The 23,303-nt window shown below is 41.6% G+C and carries 24 protein-coding genes; 6 read left to right on the top strand and 18 right to left on the bottom strand.

Annotation, left to right across the window (positions count from 1 at the left end):
• Positions 1-34: 34 nt before the first annotated feature.
• Genes VUI23_RS04215 through rsmI form a run of 3 tightly spaced genes read right to left on the bottom strand, consistent with a single transcriptional unit; the run spans position 35 to position 2,781 of the window.
• The gene (locus VUI23_RS04215) at positions 35-913 is read right to left on the bottom strand and encodes a DMT family transporter (protein WP_342806974.1); all 879 of its coding nucleotides are present in this window, start codon (positions 911-913) and stop codon (positions 35-37) included.
• A complete protein-coding gene (locus tag VUI23_RS04210; RefSeq protein ID WP_342806972.1) occupies positions 900-1,949 on the bottom strand; it encodes an FAD:protein FMN transferase in 1,050 nt (349 codons plus the stop codon). Before VUI23_RS04210 ends, VUI23_RS04215 begins: the two co-directional genes overlap by 14 nt.
• Positions 1,942-2,781, bottom strand: a complete 840-nt coding sequence (rsmI, locus tag VUI23_RS04205) for a 16S rRNA (cytidine(1402)-2'-O)-methyltransferase (protein WP_342806970.1) — start codon at positions 2,779-2,781, stop codon at positions 1,942-1,944. The genes VUI23_RS04210 and rsmI overlap by 8 nt, the downstream gene beginning before the upstream one ends.
• 85 nt (positions 2,782-2,866) lie before the next feature.
• Between rsmI and VUI23_RS04200 the strand changes: the two genes are divergently transcribed.
• Genes VUI23_RS04200 through VUI23_RS04185 form a run of 4 tightly spaced genes read left to right on the top strand, consistent with a single transcriptional unit; the run spans position 2,867 to position 6,375 of the window.
• Entirely contained in the window at positions 2,867-4,810 is a 1,944-nt protein-coding gene (locus VUI23_RS04200) for a penicillin-binding protein activator (RefSeq protein WP_342806968.1), read from the top strand.
• Entirely contained in the window at positions 4,797-5,156 is a 360-nt protein-coding gene (locus VUI23_RS04195) for a YraN family protein (protein WP_252728771.1), read from the top strand. Before VUI23_RS04200 ends, VUI23_RS04195 begins: the two co-directional genes overlap by 14 nt.
• Positions 5,157-5,201: 45 nt before the next feature.
• Positions 5,202-5,795 (top strand): phosphoheptose isomerase, encoded by a 594-nt coding sequence (locus VUI23_RS04190; protein WP_216046913.1) that lies wholly within the window; start codon positions 5,202-5,204, stop codon positions 5,793-5,795.
• A gap of 4 nt (positions 5,796-5,799) precedes the next feature.
• On the top strand, positions 5,800-6,375 hold the full coding sequence (locus tag VUI23_RS04185) for a BON domain-containing protein (RefSeq protein ID WP_216046914.1): 576 nt from the start codon (positions 5,800-5,802) through the stop codon (positions 6,373-6,375).
• Positions 6,376-6,418: 43 nt separating this feature from the next.
• Here the strand turns inward: VUI23_RS04185 and VUI23_RS04180 are convergent, their stop codons facing one another.
• The 8 genes from VUI23_RS04180 to rplM form a co-directional block, all read right to left on the bottom strand.
• Entirely contained in the window at positions 6,419-7,240 is an 822-nt protein-coding gene (locus VUI23_RS04180; protein WP_342806966.1) for a DUF2989 domain-containing protein, read from the bottom strand.
• 78 nt (positions 7,241-7,318) lie between these two features.
• The gene (locus VUI23_RS04175; protein ID WP_216046959.1) at positions 7,319-7,726 is read right to left on the bottom strand and encodes a ClpXP protease specificity-enhancing factor; all 408 of its coding nucleotides are present in this window, start codon (positions 7,724-7,726) and stop codon (positions 7,319-7,321) included.
• Between the two features lie 22 nt (positions 7,727-7,748).
• Complete coding sequence (gene sspA, locus VUI23_RS04170; protein ID WP_342806964.1) at positions 7,749-8,381, bottom strand: stringent starvation protein SspA; 633 nt, start codon at positions 8,379-8,381, stop codon at positions 7,749-7,751.
• A 152-nt stretch (positions 8,382-8,533) separates the two neighbouring features.
• On the bottom strand, positions 8,534-9,268 hold the full coding sequence (locus VUI23_RS04165) for a cytochrome c1 (protein WP_216046917.1): 735 nt from the start codon (positions 9,266-9,268) through the stop codon (positions 8,534-8,536).
• Positions 9,265-10,533 carry a cytochrome b N-terminal domain-containing protein gene (locus VUI23_RS04160; RefSeq protein ID WP_216046918.1) on the bottom strand — a complete coding sequence of 423 codons (1,269 nt, stop codon included), beginning with the start codon at positions 10,531-10,533 and terminating at the stop codon, positions 9,265-9,267. The genes VUI23_RS04165 and VUI23_RS04160 overlap by 4 nt, the downstream gene beginning before the upstream one ends.
• 1 nt (position 10,534) lies before the next feature.
• Entirely contained in the window at positions 10,535-11,170 is a 636-nt protein-coding gene (petA, locus tag VUI23_RS04155) for a ubiquinol-cytochrome c reductase iron-sulfur subunit (protein ID WP_342806962.1), read from the bottom strand.
• 302 nt (positions 11,171-11,472) lie between these two features.
• Entirely contained in the window at positions 11,473-11,865 is a 393-nt protein-coding gene (rpsI, locus tag VUI23_RS04150) for a 30S ribosomal protein S9 (RefSeq protein ID WP_008845414.1), read from the bottom strand.
• 12 nt (positions 11,866-11,877) lie between these two features.
• Positions 11,878-12,306 carry a 50S ribosomal protein L13 gene (rplM, locus tag VUI23_RS04145; protein ID WP_216046920.1) on the bottom strand — a complete coding sequence of 143 codons (429 nt, stop codon included), beginning with the start codon at positions 12,304-12,306 and terminating at the stop codon, positions 11,878-11,880.
• A 492-nt stretch (positions 12,307-12,798) separates the two neighbouring features.
• On the opposite strand from rplM, the gene VUI23_RS04140 reads away from it, so the two are divergent.
• Positions 12,799-14,892 (top strand): trypsin-like serine protease, encoded by a 2,094-nt coding sequence (locus VUI23_RS04140; RefSeq protein ID WP_342806960.1) that lies wholly within the window; start codon positions 12,799-12,801, stop codon positions 14,890-14,892.
• Here VUI23_RS04140 and mazG read toward each other — a convergent pair.
• From mazG to VUI23_RS04105, 7 genes are read right to left on the bottom strand one after another with little or no spacing between them, the layout of a single operon-like run.
• Positions 14,881-15,717 (bottom strand): nucleoside triphosphate pyrophosphohydrolase, encoded by an 837-nt coding sequence (gene mazG, locus VUI23_RS04135; protein WP_303500514.1) that lies wholly within the window; start codon positions 15,715-15,717, stop codon positions 14,881-14,883. The genes VUI23_RS04140 and mazG overlap by 12 nt on opposite strands.
• Positions 15,695-17,851, bottom strand: a complete 2,157-nt coding sequence (gene relA / locus VUI23_RS04130; RefSeq protein ID WP_342806958.1) for a GTP diphosphokinase — start codon at positions 17,849-17,851, stop codon at positions 15,695-15,697. The genes mazG and relA overlap by 23 nt, the downstream gene beginning before the upstream one ends.
• A gap of 18 nt (positions 17,852-17,869) precedes the next feature.
• The gene (rlmD, locus tag VUI23_RS04125; RefSeq protein ID WP_342806956.1) at positions 17,870-19,324 is read right to left on the bottom strand and encodes a 23S rRNA (uracil(1939)-C(5))-methyltransferase RlmD; all 1,455 of its coding nucleotides are present in this window, start codon (positions 19,322-19,324) and stop codon (positions 17,870-17,872) included.
• 2 nt (positions 19,325-19,326) lie between these two features.
• The gene (acpS, locus tag VUI23_RS04120; protein WP_216046925.1) at positions 19,327-19,710 is read right to left on the bottom strand and encodes a holo-ACP synthase; all 384 of its coding nucleotides are present in this window, start codon (positions 19,708-19,710) and stop codon (positions 19,327-19,329) included.
• Between the two features lies 1 nt (position 19,711).
• Positions 19,712-20,443, bottom strand: coding sequence for a pyridoxine 5'-phosphate synthase (pdxJ, locus tag VUI23_RS04115; protein WP_216046926.1), 732 nt, complete (start codon positions 20,441-20,443; stop codon positions 19,712-19,714).
• Complete coding sequence (gene recO / locus VUI23_RS04110) at positions 20,440-21,168, bottom strand: DNA repair protein RecO (protein WP_252728773.1); 729 nt, start codon at positions 21,166-21,168, stop codon at positions 20,440-20,442. Before recO ends, pdxJ begins: the two co-directional genes overlap by 4 nt.
• A gap of 11 nt (positions 21,169-21,179) precedes the next feature.
• Positions 21,180-21,461, bottom strand: a complete 282-nt coding sequence (locus tag VUI23_RS04105) for a hypothetical protein (protein ID WP_216046961.1) — start codon at positions 21,459-21,461, stop codon at positions 21,180-21,182.
• A 358-nt stretch (positions 21,462-21,819) separates the two neighbouring features.
• Here VUI23_RS04105 and VUI23_RS04100 point away from each other — a divergent pair, with 358 nt between their 5' ends.
• Complete coding sequence (locus VUI23_RS04100; protein ID WP_342806954.1) at positions 21,820-23,283, top strand: sensor domain-containing diguanylate cyclase; 1,464 nt, start codon at positions 21,820-21,822, stop codon at positions 23,281-23,283.
• Positions 23,284-23,303 lie beyond the last annotated feature (20 nt).

Here is a 23,303-nt window from a genome sequence, read left to right as displayed (position 1 = left end):
TATTCGGTTTTAACACGGGAATTACCAGCGGCAATTAGGTTTTGAGTTGCCGCATTCCTAATATTACCAACACCAAACCGGTGATATGCAAAGAGGTGACAGGTTCATCCAAAAGCTGGTTAGATAATATAATCGTAAATAAAGGCCCCACTGCGCCAACGATAGACGCTTTACTTGCCCCTATTCTTTTAACCCCAGCACTGATCATAAAAGATGGAATCAAGGTCATAAAGATCGCCACAATTACCCCCCCCATATAGAGCTCAGTTGAGTAGTGCAACAAATCTCCCACACCTGCGGCATAAGAATGTATGAGCAGTGTAATACAAGCAGATATCATAGCCAGGCAAACAAAGCGCTGACTACCAATCTGTCGAGAAAAACGCTGGGTAGCCACTAAGTACCAAGCAGTTAAAATACTCGCAAGAAAAACCAGAAAGCTACCCCAGTAAATGTTTTCTCCACCAAACGAGAGGTCGGCATAGAAAAACACCAAAATTCCAGCATAAGATAAGATTAATGCTAACCAAATTTTAGTGACCGGCTTTTCATTTAAAAACCACCAACCAAATAAGATGGCCACTGCGGGATAACAAAATAGAATGATTCTTTCTAACCCGGCGGTAATATATTGCAATCCCAGCAAATCAAAATAACTGCCTAAATGATAACAAGCAACGCCCGCGGCACAGCAAGCTAATAATTCCTTAGCACTGAGTGTTCCCCACCCCGTTTGTTTTAACGACCACATTAGGATAAGTAAATAAAACGGTAAGACAAACAACATGCGCAGTGTTTGCAGCTCCAATGGACCTATACCCAGCTGATAGAGGTATTTGATCATAATTGCTTTGCTGGAGAATAAAATAGTACCTAGTACGACTAGAAAAACCCCAGAATCAATTCGCAACATTAACGGCTTCAAATGATTGGGAATAATGTAGACGTCGCTGATTATCTAAAATAATCGCTTCATAGCCGCGAGTGTGATTGATTAAATCTATGCCTTTTTTGACGCCTAATACAAACACAGCGGTGGATAAACCATCGTTCAACGTGCTTCTGGGGCCTATGATAGTCACACTCTGCACTTCATAGATGGATTCCCCACTTTGCGGAGAAAGAATGTGATGATAGCGTTTCCCATCCTCTTCAAAATATCTTTCATAATCACCAGAGGTGGACATTGCGATATTTTCAAGAGGCAAAACCACTGCTTGTTTTTGCCGATTTCGAGGGTCACGAATACCCACTTTCCAAGGACGGCCATTGCGATCGCCTAGCAGCCCCGTATCGCCGCCGGCTGTTACTAAAGCATGCTCAATACCCATATTTTTTAAAATAGATAATGCATTATCAACTGCGTGGCCCTTGGCAATCCCCCCCAAATCTATTTTGACTTTAGGGTGCGCAAACTTAACAGTTTGTTTATGTGGGTCTAGCTGCAAGTGACGAAAATTAATAGCATCCAACAAGGTTTTTATTGTCTGCGCGTCGGGCCGTTGTTTTTGCCGATAGTTATACAAATAACCCACGCTGGCGAAAGTAATGTCAAACGCCCCATCAGTTTCCTCTGAAAGCCCATAAGATAACTGCAATAATTCAAACATTTCTTTAGAAACAGTTACTGGGGTGTTCGCCGCTAAGCGGTTCACTTTCGACAATTCGCTGCTGTCGATATAAGGGCTCATTAATTGATTTATACGCTGCATTTCTTGCATTACCGCATCCACAGCTGCATGTCCTAGCTCTGGGGAGGCGGCCAAAATTTCGGTATGGATGTTGGTGCCCATAATCCCGCGACTATCAGCGTACCAAGCGCCTTGCTCGTTTCCAGCAGGTTTTTCTAACTGGGTCTCTGACTGTCCATAGACACTATTAGATAAGGAAAAATAAGTCCCAAGGAAAATGATTATTAGCGTTGGAAAAAACGCCTTCACTTTACTCATTCAAGGTTAAACCGTACTGATAAAGTGCATTCTTTTTAACACCGAAATGCTGAGCTGTAAGCGCTGCTGCCTTTTTTAAGGGTAAATCTTGCAATAAGATTTTGAGCAGCTGCAAACTTTCACTTGGCAATTCGTTATCGTTTTTCGGTGCGCCTGCAACCATCAACACAAATTCTCCGCGCTGATGGTTAGCATCTTCTAAAAGCCACGCCAAGACCTCAACGGCACTTGCAGAATAAAATGTTTCGAAGGTTTTAGTGATTTCTTTGGCGATGGATAATTTACGATCCTCACCCAAGACTTCAATTATAGCTTTTACTGTATCTGCAATACGACGGGGAGATTCGTAAAAAACAGTGGTTGCTGTTTCGCTATTGAGACGTTCTAGTACGCTATGTTTAGCGACCTGCTTTACAGGCAAAAATCCGTAAAATAGAAACTGATCTGTGGGAAGCCCAGATGCACTTAAGGCAGCAATAGCCGCACAAACGCCTGGGATAGGCACTACTGTCACCTCTTGCTCTCTACAGCGATTGACTAAGTTATATCCAGGATCACTAATTAAAGGTGTGCCTGCATCTGAAATCAACGCGACATTCAGTCCTTCTTTCAACTGTTCTATCAAGCGATTAGAAATTTGTTTTTCGTTATGATCATGAACTGCTGTCATTCGGGTCTTCACTCCCCAATGCTGCAACAGCTTTTGACTATGTCGAGTATCTTCGGCGGCAATTAAATCCACTTCATTTAATACTTTGATTGCGCGGTGCGTAATATCATCCAAATTTCCAATTGGTGTTGAAACAATGAACAATGTGCCAGTTTTTACCACTTATAATCAGCCTTTGATTGTTTTACGTCATTAGGCATTTTAAACTACCTAAAGGTAAATGGGTTGGAAAATTTTGAGAGTATCGATGGGTAAGTTAAAATGGCTATTTGCTTGCAGTGCGATCACGGCATTAATTGGTTGTGGTTCAACACCTGTGAAGAACGATACGGCGAGCAATAATCAGTCAACAGATCTGGTTAAACAAGATGAACAAAACACGCTACCGCAAGATCCTATCTTTTATTTAGATGAAGCTAAACGTGTTTATGCCAATACCGGAGACCAACATCTGCGTAATCAATGGATAATCCGTGCCGCAGAATCTTATAAACAGCAAGGCGCATGTCTGCAAAGTGAAAAAATTGTACATTTATCTATCCGTGAATTTACTGACCCAGCCCTACGCAATCAAAGTCAAATAATTTTAGCGGAATGTGAGTTATCTAAGCCCGCTACTGACTGGCAAAAAATCGCAAAACTGCAAGGCCAAATAAATCAAGATATTAGTCATAAGAACCGCGCTCTTCGTATCCAATATGCGCAGTTTGTGCATTTAAAACAATGGCTAAATGCGGCACTATCCTTGAATCAAATTGAACCGACAGAACAACAGCAAAGTGAAGATATATGGTATCTGCTGCAAAGATTGAATGAACAAGAGTTAGAGAATGCACTGCGCAAACATGCAGATTTGTCTGCTTGGTTACAACTGAGTTTGATTGTTAAACGTTTTGGTCTGCAACAAGGGCAATTACAAACTGCCGTAGCCGAATGGCAAACACGTTTTCAAGCTCACCCGTTAAGCCTTAATTTGCCTGGTGAAATACAGCAAGCCATGCAGATCAGTCAATTACAAATGCAAAAAATTGCAGTCTTACTGCCGCTTTCAGGCAGGTTATCGCAACAAGGAGAAGCCATAAAACAAGGCCTCTTAGCCGCCTACTATTTAAAACAGAAATCTGTTTCAAGTGATTCTCAGGATGCTTTTCCAGCGCTACACTTTTTCGATATAGAAAGTAAACCAATGTCAGAATTAGTGGCAGAAGTTTCTGATTATGATGTGGTTATCGGTCCTCTAGTAAAAGATAAATTGGCTGAGTTCAGTCAGCTTGCTCCTCCAGAACTGAATATAATTGGCTTGAACCGATTAGACGAAACAAACTTAGTCGCAGAACCTGGAATAATAGATACACAGCCCATCGATGAAAATCAGAAATTAGCGCTAGCTGAGCAAGCAGCCCCTCCTGGGATTCGAATTTACTTTGCATTATCACCAGAAGATGAGGCGGTGCAACTGGCCAACAAAGTATTCAAAACTGGAGCGGTAAGTCCAATAGTGGTAACCCAGCAAAGCGGTGCCCCTATGCGAATGGCCAATACGTTTCTGCAAACTTGGCAAATTTTAACCGAAGACAATGATGTGTCACCGGGATTAGCGACTTTTACCGATAATAAAAGTATGCGAACCAGCTTAACCTCTTTGCTGGATGTTTCCCAAAGTAAAACCCGCATTGATCAGTTGGAAAGTATCACAAGCGAGAAGATATATTCGGTACCACGAAACCGTCGAGATGTTGATGCCATAGTATTATTTGCATCTCCAGAACAAACCGAATTACTCAACCCTATTGTTGAAACAAGTTTAAGTCCATTTAATGATAAAGCTGTGCCCGTATATGCTTCATCACGGAGTTATAGTCAGAACTTCAGTAATAATACCTTACGAGATCTGCGTAATATCACATTTACTGACATGCCTTGGATGTTGCCTGATGGCGAGCACCAGTCACTTAAAAATGAAGTTGCTGAAATTTGGCCTAAACAAGACGACACGTTAAAACGTTTATTTGCATTAGGTTATGATGCGTATACTCTGGTACCTTTCTTACCCGGTTTAAAAGCATTACCGCAAGTTTCTATTAAAGGCCTGACAGGAACCCTTTCAGTAGACCAAAATGGCAATATTATTCGTGTACTGCCATTTGGAAAGATTACCGAAAGCGAGGTTATTTTGCTTGCAATGGATTAAGCAGCGCTTTTCCAGAACAACAGGGCTACTGTCTGAAAATCGAGCTCGCCAATACTTGGAAGAAAACGGACTCCGATTTTTCCAAAGTAATTATCACTGCCGCACAGGTGAAATAGATTTGGTGATGCAAGATGACCAAGAATGGGTATTTGTTGAAGTGAAATTTCGGAGTCGATCTGACTACGGTACGGCAGCGGAATATTTTCATGCTGCTAAACGAAAAAAATTTACGCAGGCAGTGAAACATTTTATGCACTTTCACCGTCTAAACCCCGCAATGGTAGCGCATCGAATCGATTTAGTTGCGATTGACGGGGATCAAATCCAATGGTTTAAGTCGGTCTGAAAGAAACGCCATTGAAATTCTATTTAAAACACTATTGAGATTGTCATGATTGAACAAATAAAAGCTAATTTCACTGAAAGTATCCAGACTAAAATCGCAGCAGGAGAAGTACTTCCAGAGTCTATTTTTAAAGCGTCGCAAATGATGGTTGATGCATTAATTCACGGCAATAAAATATTATCCTGTGGTAATGGTGGTTCAGCAGGAGACGCACAGCACTTCTCATCTGAACTTCTCAACCGCTATGAACGCGACCGCCCAAGTTTACCAGCAATGGCATTAACCACAGATTCTTCAACCATCACTTCTATCGCCAATGATTACAGTTATGACGAAGTCTTCTCCAAGCAAGTTCGCGCCCTTGGTCAAGCCGGTGATATTTTACTAGCAATTTCCACCAGTGGTAATTCAAGAAATGTCATCAATGCGATGGAAGCCGCGTTGAGTCGAGATATGACCATAGTAGCCCTAACCGGTAAAGACGGTGGTGAAATGGCCGGATTACTTGGTCCAAATGATGTCGAAATTCGTGTTCCATCTAGTCGTACCGCTCGCATCCAAGAAGTACACTTATTGGTGATACACAATCTATGTGAGTGTATTGATGACAGTTTGTTTCCTGAGCAAGGTGCGGAGTAACTAAATGTTTACTAAGTCTTCCCGTTTACTGATTCTAATGGTTGTCGCCTCATTGTTTATGCAGGGCTGTGCAGCGCTGGTAGTCGGTGCAGGTGTGGGCGCAGCTTCAGCAGCCCATGACAGACGCACTTTGGGCACGCAAATAGATGACAAAACCGCCACGGCACGGTTAGCATCCAAGTTTTCTAATAATTCGAATTTAGATTCTGCCAAAATCGACATAACAGTATTCAATGGCATCGCTTTATTGGTAGGACAAGCACCAACAGAATCAATCAAAGCAGAGATTTCTACAACCGCACAAACTGTTGAGAATTTGCGTAAAATTCATAATCAAATGCGCGTTGCTGAGCCTATACCCGCCACAGTGATAGCAAATGACACTTGGTTAGCCAGCAAGGTGAAAACCGCCCTGATTGGCGATAAACGTGTGGATGGATTAAATATCATTGTCGAAGTTGAAGACTCTGAAGTGTTTTTAATGGGCTTAGTCGATAGCAACGAAGCGGATATCGCGGTTGAAGTGGCCAGAAACGTAAATGGTGTCGCCCGAGTCATCAAAGCATTTGAATACAAATAGGTATCTTTTTAGATTGGACTCGGGAACCGCTGTGTAAGGTTACTCACTGTAAGTTTTTGGGAAACGAGTCCATATCTTTATATAACCATTTAGCGTCGAATAATAAATCATTCACTTTGCTCTGAGCAACGCGTATTTGAGACGGTGACATTTTTTCAAATAATTTAAAATAATGCGCGTTCACTTCAGCTTTACTTTTGTCTAAAGCACTGTATAGACCTTGCCAAATAGCGGCCTTCTCTAGTTCATTTTTATCCAGATAGTAGCCAACATAAAATTCATATACTGACGGCTGAATATCTTTAATTACGTCTGCCTTTTTGAGTGCTTGACGAGCATACTCTAGACCTTGTTCTTTGTTGTATTTAGCGTATCGGGTCATCAACGCAACATAAACATCTACGTGAACGTCTTTAGCTGTCTCAAAGCCATTTACCATAGACTCCCAGTTGTCGTCATTCTGAGAGTTTGTCCATAACCATAGATTGACTTCAGGACGAGCTATAGCGCGAGTACTGGCAATTAATTCCTTCTGTATTTCGGGAATCTTTCTGATGGTTATGATTTGTGATTGTTTGTCATCTTTATTTCTCACCGCTTCAGAAACAAAAGCATCCTCCAGACAACTACGATACGCATCTAAGGTTTTGAGGGCAACATAAGTATTGATAGAGCTAAGTTGCTCACGTTGACGCGCTAGATCTCGAATGACTTCACTGCGAGGTATTGAACACAAGGCTCCGGAATGAGTGTTATCACAGATATCTTTATAGGTATCACAAATTTGCCACATGGAGTCATCTGCTACTCCATCATTTTCACAACCGGTAATCAAAATAGTTACCAAAATGAGCCAATAACGCATGTATACCTTTCCTAGAAATGTTGAACTGATTAATTTTACTAAATGACAAAAAAGGCGCTAAACAGCGCCTCTTATTGATTATTTAACAACCGTTAAATTGGGTGGTCCTTTTCTCTCAGGCTTAGGTGTCGCTTTAGGTTTAGAAGCGACTCCGCCTTTATCTCCATCAGTTAAATTTTCTTCAGGAGTAAATACTGTACCAGCACCATTTTCTTTAGCATATATAGCCAAAACAGCATGAGTGGGCACGACTAATTGCCGTGCAACACCACCAAAGCGAGCTTCAAAACTAACATCTGCATCACCGAGATTTAATTTAACACATGCACCTGGTGATACATTAAGAACAATTTGTCCATCATGCACATGCTCCTGTGGCACGTTAGTACCAGGAACAGTTGCATCAACAACTAAATAAGGTGTTAAGTCGTTGTCTACGATCCATTCGTAAAATGCTCTTAACAAATACGGTTGATTTGAAGTCATCATAATATGCTACCTAAACCACTTATAGTGGATCGTGTATCTCTCTTTCTTGATCAGTCAACGAAGCTTTAAAGGAGCTACGAGCAAATATGCGATTCATATAGGCTAATACTTCTTTACTGCCAGCACCGGTTAATTCGATACCAAGTGCAGGCAACCTCCACAATAGCGGAGCTAAGTAACAGTCAACCAAACTAAACTCTTCGCTCATAAAGAATGGAGTTTCAGCAAATAATGGAGCTAGGCTAAGTAACGCTTCGCGCAATTCGTTGCGTGCTGCATCCAAATCACCTTTACCAGAAAGAATCTTTTCAGCTACTGAATACCAATCTTGTTCTATACGGTGCATCATCAAACGACTTTGGCCGCGAGAAACAGGATAAACTGGCATAAGAGGAGGATGTGGGAAACGCTCATCCAAGTATTCCATAATAATATGGGACTTGTACAAAACAAGTTCTCTATCGACCAGCGTAGGCACTGTGCCATAGGGATTTAAATCAAGTAAATCTTCAGGAAGGTTGGTTGGATCAGTATAGCTGATTTCAACACCCACTCCTTTTTCCGCAAGTACAATACGCACTTGGTGACTGTAAATATCACTTGTGTCTGAGAACAACGTCATGATTGAACGTTTATTCGCGGCTACAGCCATTAACTATCCTCCAGAATCAACAAAACAGGTCAACCAATTCTTTGTTTTAAACCACAAAATTGATTGGCTGCCTAACACCGCCAAGGTATTAGACTCATTAAAAAAAGGGGCAGACTCGCCCCTTTTCGGATTATACCTTAATTTTGGGTGAATTAGTGAACATCACGCCAATATTCTTTCTTAAGTAAGTAAACAAAGATAAACAACACAACGATGAAGGCAAGAACCCATCTACCAGTCGCTTCAAGATTCAAACGACCAGGCTCACCAACATAGACAAGGTAATGGACTAAGTCACCCACAGCCTTATCGTATTCTTCAGCGTTAAGCTCGCCATTACCATCAGTTTTAATGCCAACGTAAACTTCTTTCATTTCACCGTCGATCATTCGTTCTTCATGGGTTTCACGCGGTGTACCTTGCAATTCTTGCAATACGTGAGGCATACCTACATCAGGGAAACGCTTATTGTTAACCCCAAAGGTTTTGCTTTCGTCTACGTAGAAAGTACGCAAATAAGTATACAACCAGTCGGCACCTCTCACCCGCGCTACTAGCGTCAGGTCAGGTGGTGGAGCGCCAAACCATTTAGCGGCATTCTCAGCAGGAATAGCACTTTTTATATGGTCAGATACTTTTTCACCGGTGAACTGCAAATATTCCTGTCCCAATTCATTAGGAATCCCTAAATCTTTGAAACTGCGCTCATAACGTTGGTACTGCATGTTATGACAACCTAAGCAGTAGTTATTGAACAACTTAGCTCCATTTTGTAATGCTGCTTTGTCGTTCAAATCAATATCTATATGGTCGTTTTCGATTCCACCACCGGCTGCACCAGCAAGTCCCGAAAACAATAAAGTTAACACTAATACAAACTTTTTCATTTCGTGATCCTCTCTGGTACCGGCTTAGTATTCTCATTTCTGCTGTAAATAAACATTAAAACGAAGAATCCAAAGTACATGATAGTTGCGATTCGAGACGCAATTATTTTCCAATTTTCTTGTGGTGTACCACCTAAGTAACCTAAGAAGATAAACACGGCTGCAAATACCAATAGATTCCAGCGATGTAAACCACAACGATAACGCCAAGATTTCACTTTACCGCGGTCAATCCAAGGTAGTAAGAACAAAGCAATGATTGCAGCGAACATACCGATAACACCACCGAGCTTATCAGGAACGGCTTTTAAGATTGCGTAGAAGGGTGTGAAATACCAAACAGGGAAAATATGTTCAGGAGTTTTCAACGGGTTAGCAATTTCAAAGTTAGGATGTTCTAGGAAGTACCCACCCATTCCAGGCGCGAAGAACATGATGTAACAGAAGATAAATAAGAATGCAGCAAATGCAACCATGTCTTTCAACACAATATGTGGGAAGAAAGGTACGACGTCATCAATGATGTCGTATTTTTTAGTGTAGTATTCGTGCATTTCAAATTTGGTTTTTTGATCTTCAGTCAATGAACCTTTTTTGCGCTTAACTTCAACGCCATCAGGGTTATTTGAACCTACTTCATGCAACGCAACTATGTGTAAGAACACTAGAATGACGATGACCAGTGGCAATGCAATAACATGCAAGGCGAAGAATCTATTGAGGGTAGCACCAGAGATAACGTAGTCCCCTTGAATCCATTCAACTAAGTCTGGACCAATTACAGGGATTGCACTAAACAAGGATACAATTACCTGCGCACCCCAGTAGGACATTTGTCCCCAAGGAAGTACGTAACCCATGAAGGCTTCAGCCATTAGCGCAAGGTAAATGAACATACCAAACAACCACAGTAGTTCACGAGGCTTTTGGTAAGAGCCGTACATCATTCCGCGGAACATGTGCAAATACACCACGATAAAGAAAGCCGAAGCCCCTGTAGAGTGCATGTATCTAAGTACGTCTCCGTAAGGCACATCACGCATGATGTATTCTACAGAAGCAAAAGCACCTTCAGATGAAGGTACAAAATTCATGGTTAGCCACACACCGGTGACAATTTGGTTTATCAGTACAATTGTGGCCAAGAAGCCAAATATATACCAAAAATTCATATTTTTTGGTGCAGGGTATTGAATCGCGTGCATGTTAGCAACGCGCATCATCGGAATACGATATTCAATCCAATCTAAAAGACTTTTAAACATCTTATGCTGCCCCCTCGGCTTCTGAACCGATAATAACGGTATTATCATCAACATACTGATAAGGCGGAACAACCAAATTCAGTGGTGCAGGTACACCATCAAACACGCGGCCAGCCATATCAAATTTGGAACCATGACAAGGGCAGAAGAATCCCTCGTCTACGCCTTCGACGTATTCGGCAAATGCGCCGTCAGTCAAATGCTGAGGAGAGCATCCAAGATGCGTACAAATACCCACTAAGATTAGGTACTCTTCCTTCAGAGAACGGTAACGATTTTTAGCAAAAGCAGGTTGTTGCTCTTGCTCAGAATCTGGATCTTTGAGTATATCTTCGTGTTTTGCCAATGAAGCTAGCAGTTCTGGCGTCCGCCTTACAACCCAAACTGGTTTACTTCTCCAGATAACACGGATCATTTGCCCCGGCTGAATTTTACCAATGTCAATTTGCACATCAGCTCCAGCGGCTTTCGCCCTTTCACTCGGGTTCCAAGAACCAATAAAAGGTACTGCGACACCTGCAACGCCTGCTGCACCCACCACTGATGTAGCTACAGTGAGGAATCGGCGTCTAGGGTTGTCTTGGGGCTGATTGTCATTCTTTGACGAATCATTTGTATCGACAGACACATTGCTCATCCACTCTTCTCCAAGTTCGGATTTAGTGATACTTCTTGAACATAACTAGTTGGTTCCGATAGCGATTTGCTAGCAGCTAACTGTCACAAGAAATTACGGTTTTGTTGAATTTATCTATTAACATGAAATGATAAAAGAAAACCCCTAATAAAGACAAGGAATTAAGTAAATAAACCTATGTTTTGTGGGATTAATTTGTCTTAGGACAACTCAATCAAATTTAATAGACATAAAAACATCAAATTTTTAACAATAAAAAACCCAGCGTTGCTGGGTTTTTTGAAATATTCGTAACGTAAAAATTAACGTTTTGAGTATTGAGGACGCTTACGCGCTTTATGAAGACCCACTTTCTTACGTTCAACTTTACGTGCATCACGAGTTACGAACCCGGCTTTACGAAGAGCTGGACGAAGTGTTTCGTCATATTCCATCAAAGCACGAGTAATACCGTGACGGATTGCGCCAGCTTGACCACTAATACCACCACCGGCTACGGTGACGTATAGGTCAAATTTATCAGTCATTTCAACTAGCTCAAGTGGCTGACGAACAACCATGCGTGCTGTTTCACGACCAAAGAAAACATCCAAAGGACGTTTGTTAACTACAATGTTGCCACTACCTGGACGTAGAAAAACACGAGCGGTAGAGCTTTTGCGACGGCCAGTGCCGTAGTATTGAGTATCTGCCATTTTTCTCGCTCCTTAAATGTCTAGAACTTGAGGCTGTTGAGCAGCATGTGAATGCTCAGTACCAGCGTACACTTTCATTTTGCGGAACATAGCACGTCCAAGAGGACCTTTAGGCAACATACCTTTTACCGCTTTCTCAATGATCATTTCAGGCTTGTGAGCTTGAAGTTTCTCAAATGTTGTATCTTTCAATCCACCTGGGTAACCAGTGTAGGAATAATAGATTTTGTTCTGTGCCTTACGGCCAGTAACAGTTACTTTTTCAGCATTGATTACGATAATGTAATCACCAGTGTCAACATGAGGTGTGTACTCTGGCTTATGCTTACCGCGTAAACGTATCGCGATCTCTGTGGCCAAACGGCCTAGTGTTTTGTCTGCGGCGTCAACCACATACCAGTCGCGTTTTACCGTCTCTGGTTTTGCAACAAAAGTTTTCATTTTAAAATACCCGAAATATATAAATTGTTACTGGTTAATTTTCTGCTCTAGCCAAATATCCGATGTTTAACATCTTATATTCAACAATCCAGAAAACCTCTTAAATCAACATATTGACCCCTTCGAGTCGATTGATTCTTCCACTTTCCCAAAGTGGGCGTAACTGGGCAGGGCGCGAATTATACAGAAGTTTTCATAAAACGCGAGAGTATATTGCAAGTTTTTTAGGCAATTAAGCCAATCAATTCATATTCTATTCATCTAACTTGATCCATTGTAAAGGCAAGTTGCAGCGAAAATATTGGTATTTATTACAGCCGTATCAAGTTGAGATACCTGAAAACACTAAATTAGTTAATTAACCTTGTTTGAGATATATTGCCCAACAATGTAAACCATAGGTCATTTTTATGGTCATAACGCGCACTGTCTGGGATATCATTTGTCTGTTATGCGTATGCACGAATACAATTTTCTATTGGAGTCAGTTAGATGAAGTATATTAAGTGGTTTTTGTTGGTTGTTACAGCCATACAATTTAACTTAGCCTCTGCTACCAGTTTACGTTCAGAGCAAATAGCGTTGAGCAAACAGCAAAGTAGCGAAAAAAAAGACTCGGCTATTACCCCTCTGATTGTTGGAGGCTCATCTGCTGATGAGGGAGAGTATCCCTTTATGTCGGCATTAGTGGTAGTGGGTACAGAAGTGGAAACTACGGTTACGGTAAATAATACTGCTTATCAATCTGATCCATTCGGGTTTGGACCAGACGGTGAAGCGACGGGTATTATAGTTGACTGTGGTATCGGCGATGCACAATGCCAAGGCGTAACAAATAATATTTGTTTAATCGAACGTGGTGAAATTAATTTTTCCGAAAAAGCGCTCAATTGTGAATCCGGTGGTGGAATTGGCGCGATTATCTATAACAACGTCGATGGGCCCTTAGAATCAGGAACACTGGGCGACGACTTCAATGGCAGCATCCCAATTGTGGGTATTACTCAAGAAGACGGACAAGCACTCATCCAATTAGAAAATGCCACCGCCAGCATTGCTGTTACGACTTTGCAAGGTTCGGTTCAAGATGTCGTTTGCGGAGCAACATTTTTAGGTGAGCAATGGGTATTAACCGCAGCCCATTGTGTAGACTCTGAATTTGCAGATCAATACAGAGTTAACGTTGGTGAATACGATCTCAGAGATGGTGCAGATCAAGCATTAGCCATTAAGCGGATTTATTCCCATCCTAATTATGATTCAGAAACCTTCGATAACGATGTGGCGCTGATAGAATTAGAGCAGAGTCTTGAAAACACGGCTATTCAACTTGCAGACTCAAGCACCACAGACCAACTCGCTATCGAGAATACGATTGCGACATCTATTGGTTGGGGTGGCCGCACCGGTTACCTGCCGAACGAGGGACCTACTGGCAACTTCCCAGATATACTGCAAGAAGTGGAACTTCCCCTGCTCACCAATACCCAATGTCGCAGTGAATTAGCTAATTCACAAGGGGTAAGTCAATCAGCTACTGGTATTACCGAGCAAATGATATGTGCAGCACTGGATTCAGGTGGAGCAAGTGCCTGTCAAGGCGATAGTGGCGGGCCTTTGTTTGTTGAAACGAGTTCAGGCCCCATGCAAGTGGGTATCACCAGCTGGGGCATAGGCTGTGCAGCTGAAGGTTATCCTGGTGTATATGCCAGAGTCGGCGCTTTGCTCGGCTTCATTAACGCCACTCGCTATGGCGTTGGTATTACAGGAGAAGCGAAGATCACCAACACACCAGTCAACGTAAATTTTGTACAGCAATATACAGTGACTAATAATTCGAACAGTACGATTATGCCAACTATTAGCCTGTCTAATAGCAACGACTTTAGTATCGATAGCAGTCAATGCACGAGCTTAACGGCACAACAGAGCTGTCAGCTTTTGCTCACCTTTAATGCACAATCTCAAGGGCTTAAGTCAGCTACAATTTCGATTACATCTGATGTACAAGATATTCCCACTAGCAATATTAGTATTCAAGGTTATGCGGTTGACCAAGCTACTAATTTGGCTAGTTCAATAGGCACAGCAAACGCAGCAGTGACGATATACAGTGGTGGCGACGCGGCTTGGCGAAGTAGCTCTTTGGGAGGTATTGTAAGTGGCAATATTTCAAGTAATCAAGAGAGTATTTTGATCGCCCTGATTGAAGGCGAAGGCACATTGAATTTTGAGTGGGCAGTTTCATCAGAAGAAAACGAAGATGAACCAACAGAGCCTTTTGACGCTCTTTATCTGCTGGTAAATGGTGAAGAACAAGAATTTATTTCCGGTGAAGTGGATTTTACGACTCAGAGCATATCGCTTGCTGAAGGTAATCACTTAATAGAAATATCCTATCGCAAAGACTTGAGTGTTTCAGAAGGCGACGACCAAGGGAAAGTGCGTAACTTTGTATTCACTCCGACAACGCCAGTTAGCAACCCAACGACTCCAACTGATAGTAGTTCTGGAGGGGGTGGTTCTATGACTTGGTTGCTACTGCTATTACTTGCTGGTTTAGGCGCGCGAAAACTAACCTTCTAAATGTTTAACCTTTTGCCAGATGGCTTCCATCTGGCTTAGGGTAGCATCACTGAGCTCGGTTTTTTGTGCAGCAAAATGTTGCTCTACTTTGGCAAAGCGCCCAGCAAATTTTCGATTGGCTTTTCTAAGTGCTGTTTCAGGGTTCACCTTTAAATGTCTAGATAGATTCACCACCGCAAACAACAAATCGCCCATTTCTTCTTCAATACGTTGATGATCCTGGGGATCTTGCTTCACCTCTTCCATTACCTCAGCGATCTCTTCTTCCACTTTATCAACCACAGGAGCAACATCAGGCCAATCAAATCCCACTTTGGCACACTCTTTTTGGATTTTTTGCGCTCGCATCAATGGCGACATTCCGATTGGAATATTATCCAAAATACTGGCTTGTGGATGAATCCCCTTTTGTACTCGTTCCTGCTGTTTGATCGCATCCCAAGTCAGGCTTACTTGTTCTACTGAAGTCTGTTTTTGCTCGGCAAATACATGGGGGTGACGACGTATAAGCTTATCGCAGATTGTTTGCGCTATCCCTTCAAAATCAAACGCTTGCTGCTCTTTCCCCAATTGTGCATAAAACACAACTTGAAATAACAAATCACCTAGTTCATCTTGAATATCCTGCATGCTGCCATGTTCTATTGCATCAGCAACTTCATAGGCTTCTTCGATGGTAAAAGGCACTATAGTTTCAAAACTTTGCTGTTTGTCCCACGGACAACCATTTTCAGGATCACGCAGGCGTGCCATGATGCTAAGCAAGCGCTCTACTTGTGGATAATGGCTCAGTCCACCTGACTCACTTGTCGAGCCTGACGACATCAGTGACTCCTTTAACTTGTTGCAATCTGGCAATGGTTCTAGACAAACTAGCAAGATCTTTAACTTCCAGAGATATCTTGATTTTAGCTGTTTGGTCTTTAGTGTTACTTAAGCTGTTAACCCCCAACAAAGTGACCTTGTCGTTCGCCAACACAGTAGTAATATCTCGTAAAATGCCATCGCGGTCGGAAGTGTGAACATCTAAGTCGGTTAGGAAGCTGCCTCTTAAATCATTCGCCCAGTTTACTTCTATTTCCCGTTCTGGATGTTGGTCCAATAAGTGGCTTAGCTGATCACAATTTTCTCGATGCACGCTAATACCTCGTCCCATAGTGATATAGCCTTGTATTGAATCACCCGGTAAAGGCTGACAACACTTAGCAATTTGACTCATGAGATTCCCAACCCCCTCCACGACTATGGTATCCGTGGTACCTTTTGCAGGTTTACTTTGGGTGGTTTTAACGCGAGGATCGATTTCCGGTGGCGGCGCATCTAATTGTTGTAAATAATTAACCACCTGCATAATGCGCAGATCACCACCACCAATGGCAGCGTATAAATCCTCAACCTGATTCACATTGAATCGTTCACACGCCTTAGCGGCATCTTTCAAAACCAAATTAGCTTTGGAGAGTTCACGATCTAGCAGTTCTTTTCCAGCTAGTAGGTTTTTCTCTTTGTCTTGTTTTTTAAACCAAGTATGAATTTTTGCTCGTGCCCTTGAGGAATGCACGTAACCCAAACTAGGGTGCATCCAATCACGACTAGGATTTAAATTCTTACCCGTCAATACTTCAACCTGATCGCCAGTTTGCAATTGATAAGTAAAGGTAACAATACGGCCATTTACTTTGGCACCATTACAGCGGTGACCTACATTACTATGGATGTAATAAGCAAAATCTAATGGAGTTGAACCCAGCGGCAAATCAATAACATCGCCCTTAGGGGTAAAGACATAAACCCTGTCGTCGAAAACCTGACTGCGTAACTCCTCCACCAAATCGCCTGATTCTGCGACTTCTTCTTGCCACAGCAGAATTTTACGCAACCAATTAATTTTATCTTCGTAAGCTGAGCGCTCTGAACTGACCCCTTCTTTATACTTCCAATGGGCGGCAATCCCTAGCTCCGCATCCTGATGCATTTGCTCAGTACGAATCTGTATTTCAACCGGACGTCCTTCAGGACCATTAACAACTGTATGTATTGATTGATATCCATTAGGTTTGGGAGTGGCAATATAATCATCGAATTCATTCGGAATATGTTTAAACAGTGAATGGACGATACCCAAAGCGCTATAACAATCCTGCAGTCTTTCAGCGATGATTCGGACCGCTCGAATGTCAAACAGTTGCTCAAAAGACAAATGCTTTTTCTGCATTTTCTTCCATATACTATAAATGTGTTTTGGTCGGCCGTAGACTTTAACTTTTATATTGGCATTATCCATTTCAGTTTGTAAATTGGTAACAAACTCTTCGATATATTGTTGTCTGTCGGTACGCTTTTCATCTAATAATTTAGCAATTTGTTTGTATGTTTCTGGGTGTAAATAACGAAACGATAGATCCTCTATCTCCCACTTCAGTTGACCAATTCCTAACCGATTAGCAAGGGGAGCGTAGATAGTTGAACATTCACGCGCAACAATAACACGGGTTTCTTCATCCGCTTTTTTCATTTTCTGTAGCGTACAAATTCGCTCAGCTAATTTGATTAATACCGTGCGAACATCTTCGACCATGGCTAACAACATGCGCCGGATATTGTCTATTTGCGCTTCATCAGCCTTTTTACTGCTACGGCTATGCAAGGTTTTAATCGCATCCATACGACGTACACCACTGATTAAATGACGCACGCCCTTGCCAAACTCTTCTTCGATTTGATCATCATCTAAACCATGCACTTCACAATATGGATACACTAAAGACGCTTGAAGCGTTTCATCATCCATATTTAATTCATGCAGAATTTCCACCATTTCTTGGCCGACAAGCAAGATTTCCGGTGATTCAGATGTGTCTCGTAGTTTTTGTTTGGTGCTCTCCGACAGGTTCAGGCAATCAAGCCATTTATCAAATGTAGGTCGTTCTGGTTGATGAACTGTTCGGATAGAAACCATAATAATAGCCCAGTAGAGTTACTTTCGTTTATTCAGAGGCACAAATAATGCCATCAATTCAGTGTGTGCAGTTTGTGGAAACATATCCATTACACATAATTTATCGAGTCTATAATTTTTTTCAATTAATTGTGCTGCATCACGGGCGAAAGTGGCAGGATTGCAGGACACATAAAGAATATGAGATGGCTTTAAAGTAGCTAGCTGTTTAACAACAGCCAGTGCACCTTCTCGGGCAGGATCAAGTAACACTTTATTGCAGGTTTTAATTTGCTCATGCTCAGATAATTTTGTGCTATTCAAATCAGAATGAATGAAATGACAATTATTGAGTTTGTTGATAGTTGCATTATGTTGGGCTCTTTGCACCATTTTAGGTACACCTTCGACACCAACTAAACGGTCGCATTGAGCCGCAATGGGCAGGCTAAAATTACCAATTCCACAAAATAAATCCAAAACAGCGTCAGATTTGTCTAACTCTAGCCAATCCATTGCTTGCTTGATCATGTTCTGATTAACCTGCGGATTTACCTGCACAAAATCATCATTGTGGATCTGCAGACTCAACTTAGGATTAATTTCATAAGCCAACTGCTTATCGGGCTGGGTAACAAACTCTTGTCTGTTTTGCTTATCTTCTAAAATTAACTGTAGACCATATTTTTCAGCAAACTCAGCACATAACGCACAATCTTGGTGACTCAAGGAGTGAATCGTGCGGATACAAACTTGTACACCATTATCAGCGTTTAGCAGACTAACATGACCTATATTTGAAGGTGTTTGCAACTTAGCGAACATTTGTTGTAATGGCTCAATCAACTGCTCAAGTTGTTGGTTAAGCACAGGACATTGTTGCAAGCTAAATATTTTATTACTGCCTTTGGTTCGAAAACCAAGCTTTAACGCATCTGCATTTCTCGCATCGACAGACAACCGTGTTTTACGTCGATACCCCGTTGGACTAGAGTGAAGTGCAGCTTGCCAATCTAAATTGGATTGTTTATCGCTGAACTTGCGCATCTTTTTATTTTTGCCTCCGCGAGTGGCTTTGCTAAGCACCCTTTTCGCCGGTGGCGCAGATTGATTAGTATCCAACGCGGTGTGTAAGATTAGGTTTTGTATCGCGGCTTGCTTAAATTGCAACATCGCATCGGTTTGGCAATGTTGGGTTTGGCATCCACCACAGACATCAACATGTTCACAAAAAGGAAGCTGTCTAAATTCCGATGGCTGAAGAATGTTGAGTAAACGAGCATTACAGACTTTGCCACGATCTTCTGTTATTTCAACTTCGACGGTTTCGCCAGGTAAAACACCTTCGATAAAAATAAGCGGGTCGTGATCTGCACTAACACCTTGGGCCAAATGATCTAAGTGAGAAATCGTCACGATAACACGCCGACCAATCAACTGACTCTTGGAAGCATCACTACTTTTGTTCTTTTTCGGTGAATAGAAGTTAACCATGGTTATTTACTCTGCTCCAAAATCACTGTGGCCATTGCATAGTGCTGCTCATCTGAAATAGACACCAAGGCATTATCAATACCACGCTGCTCACACAATTTTGCAAAGTGTCCACTAAAGCGAATTATAGGTTCACCCAACTCACCACTGGTAATTTCGATTTGTTGCCAACCCACACCATTCCCAATCCCCGTACCTAAGGCTTTAACTGCCGCTTCTTTAGCGGCAAATCGCTTCGCTAAATATCGTGAAGGATAAGGGTGTTCACGATAAATCTGCATTTCAGTGGACGTTAAAATACGTAAAGGCAATCGATCTGATTTTTCAAGTTGTTTCTCTAATCGCACTATTTCTATAATGTCTGTACCCAGACCTAAAACGGCCAACTTATGCCCTCGCCTCTAACATCAGTCGTTTCATATCGGCAACCGCAGTGGCTAATCCATCAAACGCAGCACGGGCAATAATCGCATGGCCTATATTCAATTCAATAATTTCATCCAATGCAGCAATCGGTTTGACGTTGTGATAATGCAAACCGTGACCGGCGTTAACCTTTAATCCCAAAGAATGGGCGTAACTTATCCCAGTTTTAAGCTTTTCCAACTCTACTAACATTTGAGCTTCGGTAGTTGCCTCGGCATATTGACCTGTATGTATTTCAATGTACGGCGCGCCCGCTTTTAGCGCAGCATCGATTTGATTCTTTTGCGCATCGATAAATAGCGACACTTGGATATTTTGTTCGCCCAATCGCGAACAAGCCTCTGTTAATTTACTGAGATTACCCGCAACATCTAAACCACCTTCAGTGGTAAGCTCCTGTCTTTTTTCAGGCACCAAGCAACAAAACTCAGGTTTAGTCTGGATAGCTATCGCGAGCATTTCTTCGGTCACTGCCATCTCTAAATTTAAGCGAGTATTGATGGTTTCTCGAAGCAGTCTCACATCGCGATCTTTAATGTGCCGGCGGTCTTCACGCAAGTGAACTGTGATCCCATCAGCGCCTGCGCGCTCTGCAATATCGGCGGCATGCACAGGATCAGGGTATTGGGTTCCTCGCGCATTTCGCAATGTGGCGATGTGATCAATATTCACACCCAAGAAGATATCACTCATTCAGTTCGCTCCAATTTAATAAATAACTCTCTGCTTTTTAACGGTTTATCACCGATAATAGGTTTAAAAGCCATCCGTGTAACACGCTTGGCAACTAGTAAACTTTGTTTGTCCCACTGAAAACTAGCAACATTTTCTAAATCTGTTCCTAGAAAACAATTAGCGGTTTGCTCCACCTGATTAAGACGATAAAAACCGCGATCACTAATGAAACTATAATAGCCATTGGGTTCTAATTTGTCGCCAGAATGACAATCAGATTGCCAATCGAATCCGTAACCAATATTGTGAATAAGACTGATTTCAAATTCCCGTAATACAACTTCAATTGATTCATTGTTAGCAAGGCGAAGCAGGCTGGCCATATAAAGGTCAAACACTTCAGGATATGACACTTCTTTTGGCAATACTCGATTAAGCAGTTCATTCAAATACATTGCGGAAAATAATACTGCACCTTGCAACAAAAAAGCTCTGCCATTTCCTTCAATTTGTGCAAGGTTTTTCAATTCATGCCTTCCACTGAACGTTAGGCTCAGGGGTTGGAATGGCTGTAGAAGACTCTTTTTTTCATTCGACTTGGCGCTTTTACCGCCTCTGACTCCGCGGCACACGGCAGAGATACGCCCCTGTTGCTTAGTGAAAAAATCTACAAGAAAACTGGTTTCCCGATATTGTCGTCGATGAAGAACTAACCCATTGAGCATTGCATTGTGCTCAGCCATCGCCAAAATTCCTAAGCTATTTTGATTCTAACCACTTTCATCGCTTCAAATTCTATTCCCGCAACAGTTTCAACTATTGGGTAATAAGTAAGATTCACCTGACAACCATTGAGGTTTTTGTACTGTTTCTTACGACGAAATTTAAAAGGCACGTCTTGTCCTTCAACCATCACTGTATTCATGATCCAGTCTTCATCTTTGCGTTGTACATGAGAAACTACTTTCATCATCTCGGAATGAATCAAGTTGTCATGTTTATCCAGTAATTTGGAAATGTTGGATTTGGCCATAATCTTCTTAGTCTAAATGTTTAAGGTAAATTAAGGTAACCAAAGCTAAGTAAATATACTTAAAGACGAAATATTACCTCTTTATTCATCTCTTCTATGGTTGCAGCTTCTGTATAATAACATTTACCGTGTAAAAATGGACAATAAAGCACAATCCTCCCTCCTAGTTACGGATTAAGCCCCTGAGTCTAAATTATATTGGCCGATAACAAGCCCCTGATTTAGCACGACCTTTAGCCTCTAAACGTAACCGCAAAGAGATTTCTTAGTATTTTTTCCGCCTAATTTTTATACTAAAGTTGAATGGTGTTTATTGGCTGGTTTGTTAAAGTCCTACGCTCAGTAAATATAGGTTTAAGTAATGGTCCAAAAATGGCGAAGATACTTCAAGAATAAAGTTATAGTTGCCATAGTTGCATTCATTTTTGCAGTGGCCCTAAGCGCAATTATTTCACTTTTGAAGTCAGTAGAAACACAAAGTCTATTGGAGCAAGAGAGCCTTACCCCTGCCTTCAATTTAGTCTCAGAAGAAATCGTAAAACCTTTGTTTATCGCTGAAACAATAGCGCGGGCATCAAGCCTGAAAACGTTGATGAATGACACAGTTATCGATCAAATCGCAATTGAACAGAAGCTCAAAGATTTATCGGAAGAATTCAAAATGGAGTTTTTTGTTGCCAACGAAAGCAACCGAACTCAATATAATTCCGATGGTCCATCATTGGCTTTGGATGAAAATAAAGTTGAATGGTATTTTCGCGCCAAAAAAACCAAGCATAAAATCGTCGGCATATTAGGCAATCGCCAAGATATACGCATTTATTATGATGTAAAAGTACATAATGACGAAGGTGAGTTTCTTGGGTTCATAGGGCTAAACAAAAAATTAACTACTTTCATCAATGCCTTCGACGATTTTAAAAGGCAATATGGTTACGATTTTGTTTTTGTTGATCACAATGACAACATTGTACTGTCTTCTGACACAAACTTGGTAGCTGACGGCAAGCGCATCTTGCAGCTAAATCAACTGCCTTGGTATGCCCCATTTATTTCTAAACGAAATAATATCAACCACTACAACAATTATCTTGTTGAAGTAGCAGGAGATGACTTGCTCATTGCAGAGGCAGATTTCGAGTCATTAAATTGGAAAATGTTTTTAATTAACCCTTTAAAAGTTCGGCAGATTGCTGCAACTGAAGACTTTATAATTCAAACCGTTTACATCATTATCGCAATCTTTACTGCAATTTTGATTATTTGGTTAATTGGCAAGTCGTTACAAGGTGAATTTGCAAAACGCCATCAAAGAGATCCATTAACTCAGCTTCCCAATAGGGCACATTTAGCTTGGCACTATGAAAAAGTAGCCAGAATGAATAAATCCATTGCTGTGATAATGGTGGATTTAGATCACTTTAAGGATATAAACGATACTTACGGTCATAGCGCTGGTGATAAGGCATTGTGCGAAGTCGCCACTTTACTTCAGTCTTTTCTAAGGGATATTGATATTGTCGCTAGATGGGGCGGAGAAGAGTTCGTTATTCTGCTCCCTGCAGCGGATATTACGATTGCTAATCACATCGCAGACAGGGCGCGAACAGTTATCGCCAAACATATCTTTGTTGCAGATAAAAAAGTGATTCAAATTACCGCTAGTTTTGGGATAAGCGCAGATACGGGTAAATCTAATTTGACACAACTTATCGACAGTGCAGATGCAGCTTTGTATGAGGCCAAAAATAGCGGGCGTAACAAAGTATGCTCGGTGAAACAGCCCGTACGTAGTAATCCACAAAAGACCTATGCCCACGGATAACCTTTGACTTAGGCTGCCTG

Origin of the sequence: Alteromonas sp. M12 (genome assembly GCF_037478005.1) — a bacterium.
In the GTDB taxonomy this organism is placed as follows: Bacteria; Pseudomonadota; Gammaproteobacteria; order Enterobacterales; family Alteromonadaceae; genus Aliiglaciecola; species Aliiglaciecola lipolytica_A.
The sequence above is the reverse complement of the archived record's forward strand: the minus strand, read 5'-3'. Positions and strand labels throughout refer to the sequence as shown.

Bases quoted from the DNA above. Each gene is read 5' to 3' on its own strand.
- VUI23_RS04215 (WP_342806974.1), bottom strand. From the start codon at position 913: ATGTTGCGAATTGATTCTGGGGTTTTTCTAGTCGTACTAGGTACTATT.
- VUI23_RS04210 (WP_342806972.1), bottom strand. From the start codon at position 1,949: ATGAGTAAAGTGAAGGCGTTTTTTCCAACGCTAATAATCATTTTCCTT.
- VUI23_RS04200 (WP_342806968.1), top strand. From the start codon at position 2,867: ATGGGTAAGTTAAAATGGCTATTTGCTTGCAGTGCGATCACGGCATTA.
- VUI23_RS04190 (WP_216046913.1), top strand. From the start codon at position 5,202: ATGATTGAACAAATAAAAGCTAATTTCACTGAAAGTATCCAGACTAAA.
- VUI23_RS04185 (WP_216046914.1), top strand. From the start codon at position 5,800: ATGTTTACTAAGTCTTCCCGTTTACTGATTCTAATGGTTGTCGCCTCA.
- VUI23_RS04180 (WP_342806966.1), bottom strand. From the start codon at position 7,240: ATGCGTTATTGGCTCATTTTGGTAACTATTTTGATTACCGGTTGTGAA.
- VUI23_RS04175 (WP_216046959.1), bottom strand. From the start codon at position 7,726: ATGACTTCAAATCAACCGTATTTGTTAAGAGCATTTTACGAATGGATC.
- sspA (WP_342806964.1), bottom strand. From the start codon at position 8,381: ATGGCTGTAGCCGCGAATAAACGTTCAATCATGACGTTGTTCTCAGAC.
- VUI23_RS04165 (WP_216046917.1), bottom strand. From the start codon at position 9,268: ATGAAAAAGTTTGTATTAGTGTTAACTTTATTGTTTTCGGGACTTGCT.
- VUI23_RS04160 (WP_216046918.1), bottom strand. From the start codon at position 10,533: ATGTTTAAAAGTCTTTTAGATTGGATTGAATATCGTATTCCGATGATG.
- petA (WP_342806962.1), bottom strand. From the start codon at position 11,170: ATGAGCAATGTGTCTGTCGATACAAATGATTCGTCAAAGAATGACAAT.
- rpsI (WP_008845414.1), bottom strand. From the start codon at position 11,865: ATGGCAGATACTCAATACTACGGCACTGGCCGTCGCAAAAGCTCTACC.
- rplM (WP_216046920.1), bottom strand. From the start codon at position 12,306: ATGAAAACTTTTGTTGCAAAACCAGAGACGGTAAAACGCGACTGGTAT.
- VUI23_RS04140 (WP_342806960.1), top strand. From the start codon at position 12,799: ATGAAGTATATTAAGTGGTTTTTGTTGGTTGTTACAGCCATACAATTT.
- mazG (WP_303500514.1), bottom strand. From the start codon at position 15,717: ATGTCGTCAGGCTCGACAAGTGAGTCAGGTGGACTGAGCCATTATCCA.
- relA (WP_342806958.1), bottom strand. From the start codon at position 17,851: ATGGTTTCTATCCGAACAGTTCATCAACCAGAACGACCTACATTTGAT.
- rlmD (WP_342806956.1), bottom strand. From the start codon at position 19,324: ATGGTTAACTTCTATTCACCGAAAAAGAACAAAAGTAGTGATGCTTCC.
- pdxJ (WP_216046926.1), bottom strand. From the start codon at position 20,443: ATGAGTGATATCTTCTTGGGTGTGAATATTGATCACATCGCCACATTG.
- recO (WP_252728773.1), bottom strand. From the start codon at position 21,168: ATGGCTGAGCACAATGCAATGCTCAATGGGTTAGTTCTTCATCGACGA.
- VUI23_RS04100 (WP_342806954.1), top strand. From the start codon at position 21,820: ATGGTCCAAAAATGGCGAAGATACTTCAAGAATAAAGTTATAGTTGCC.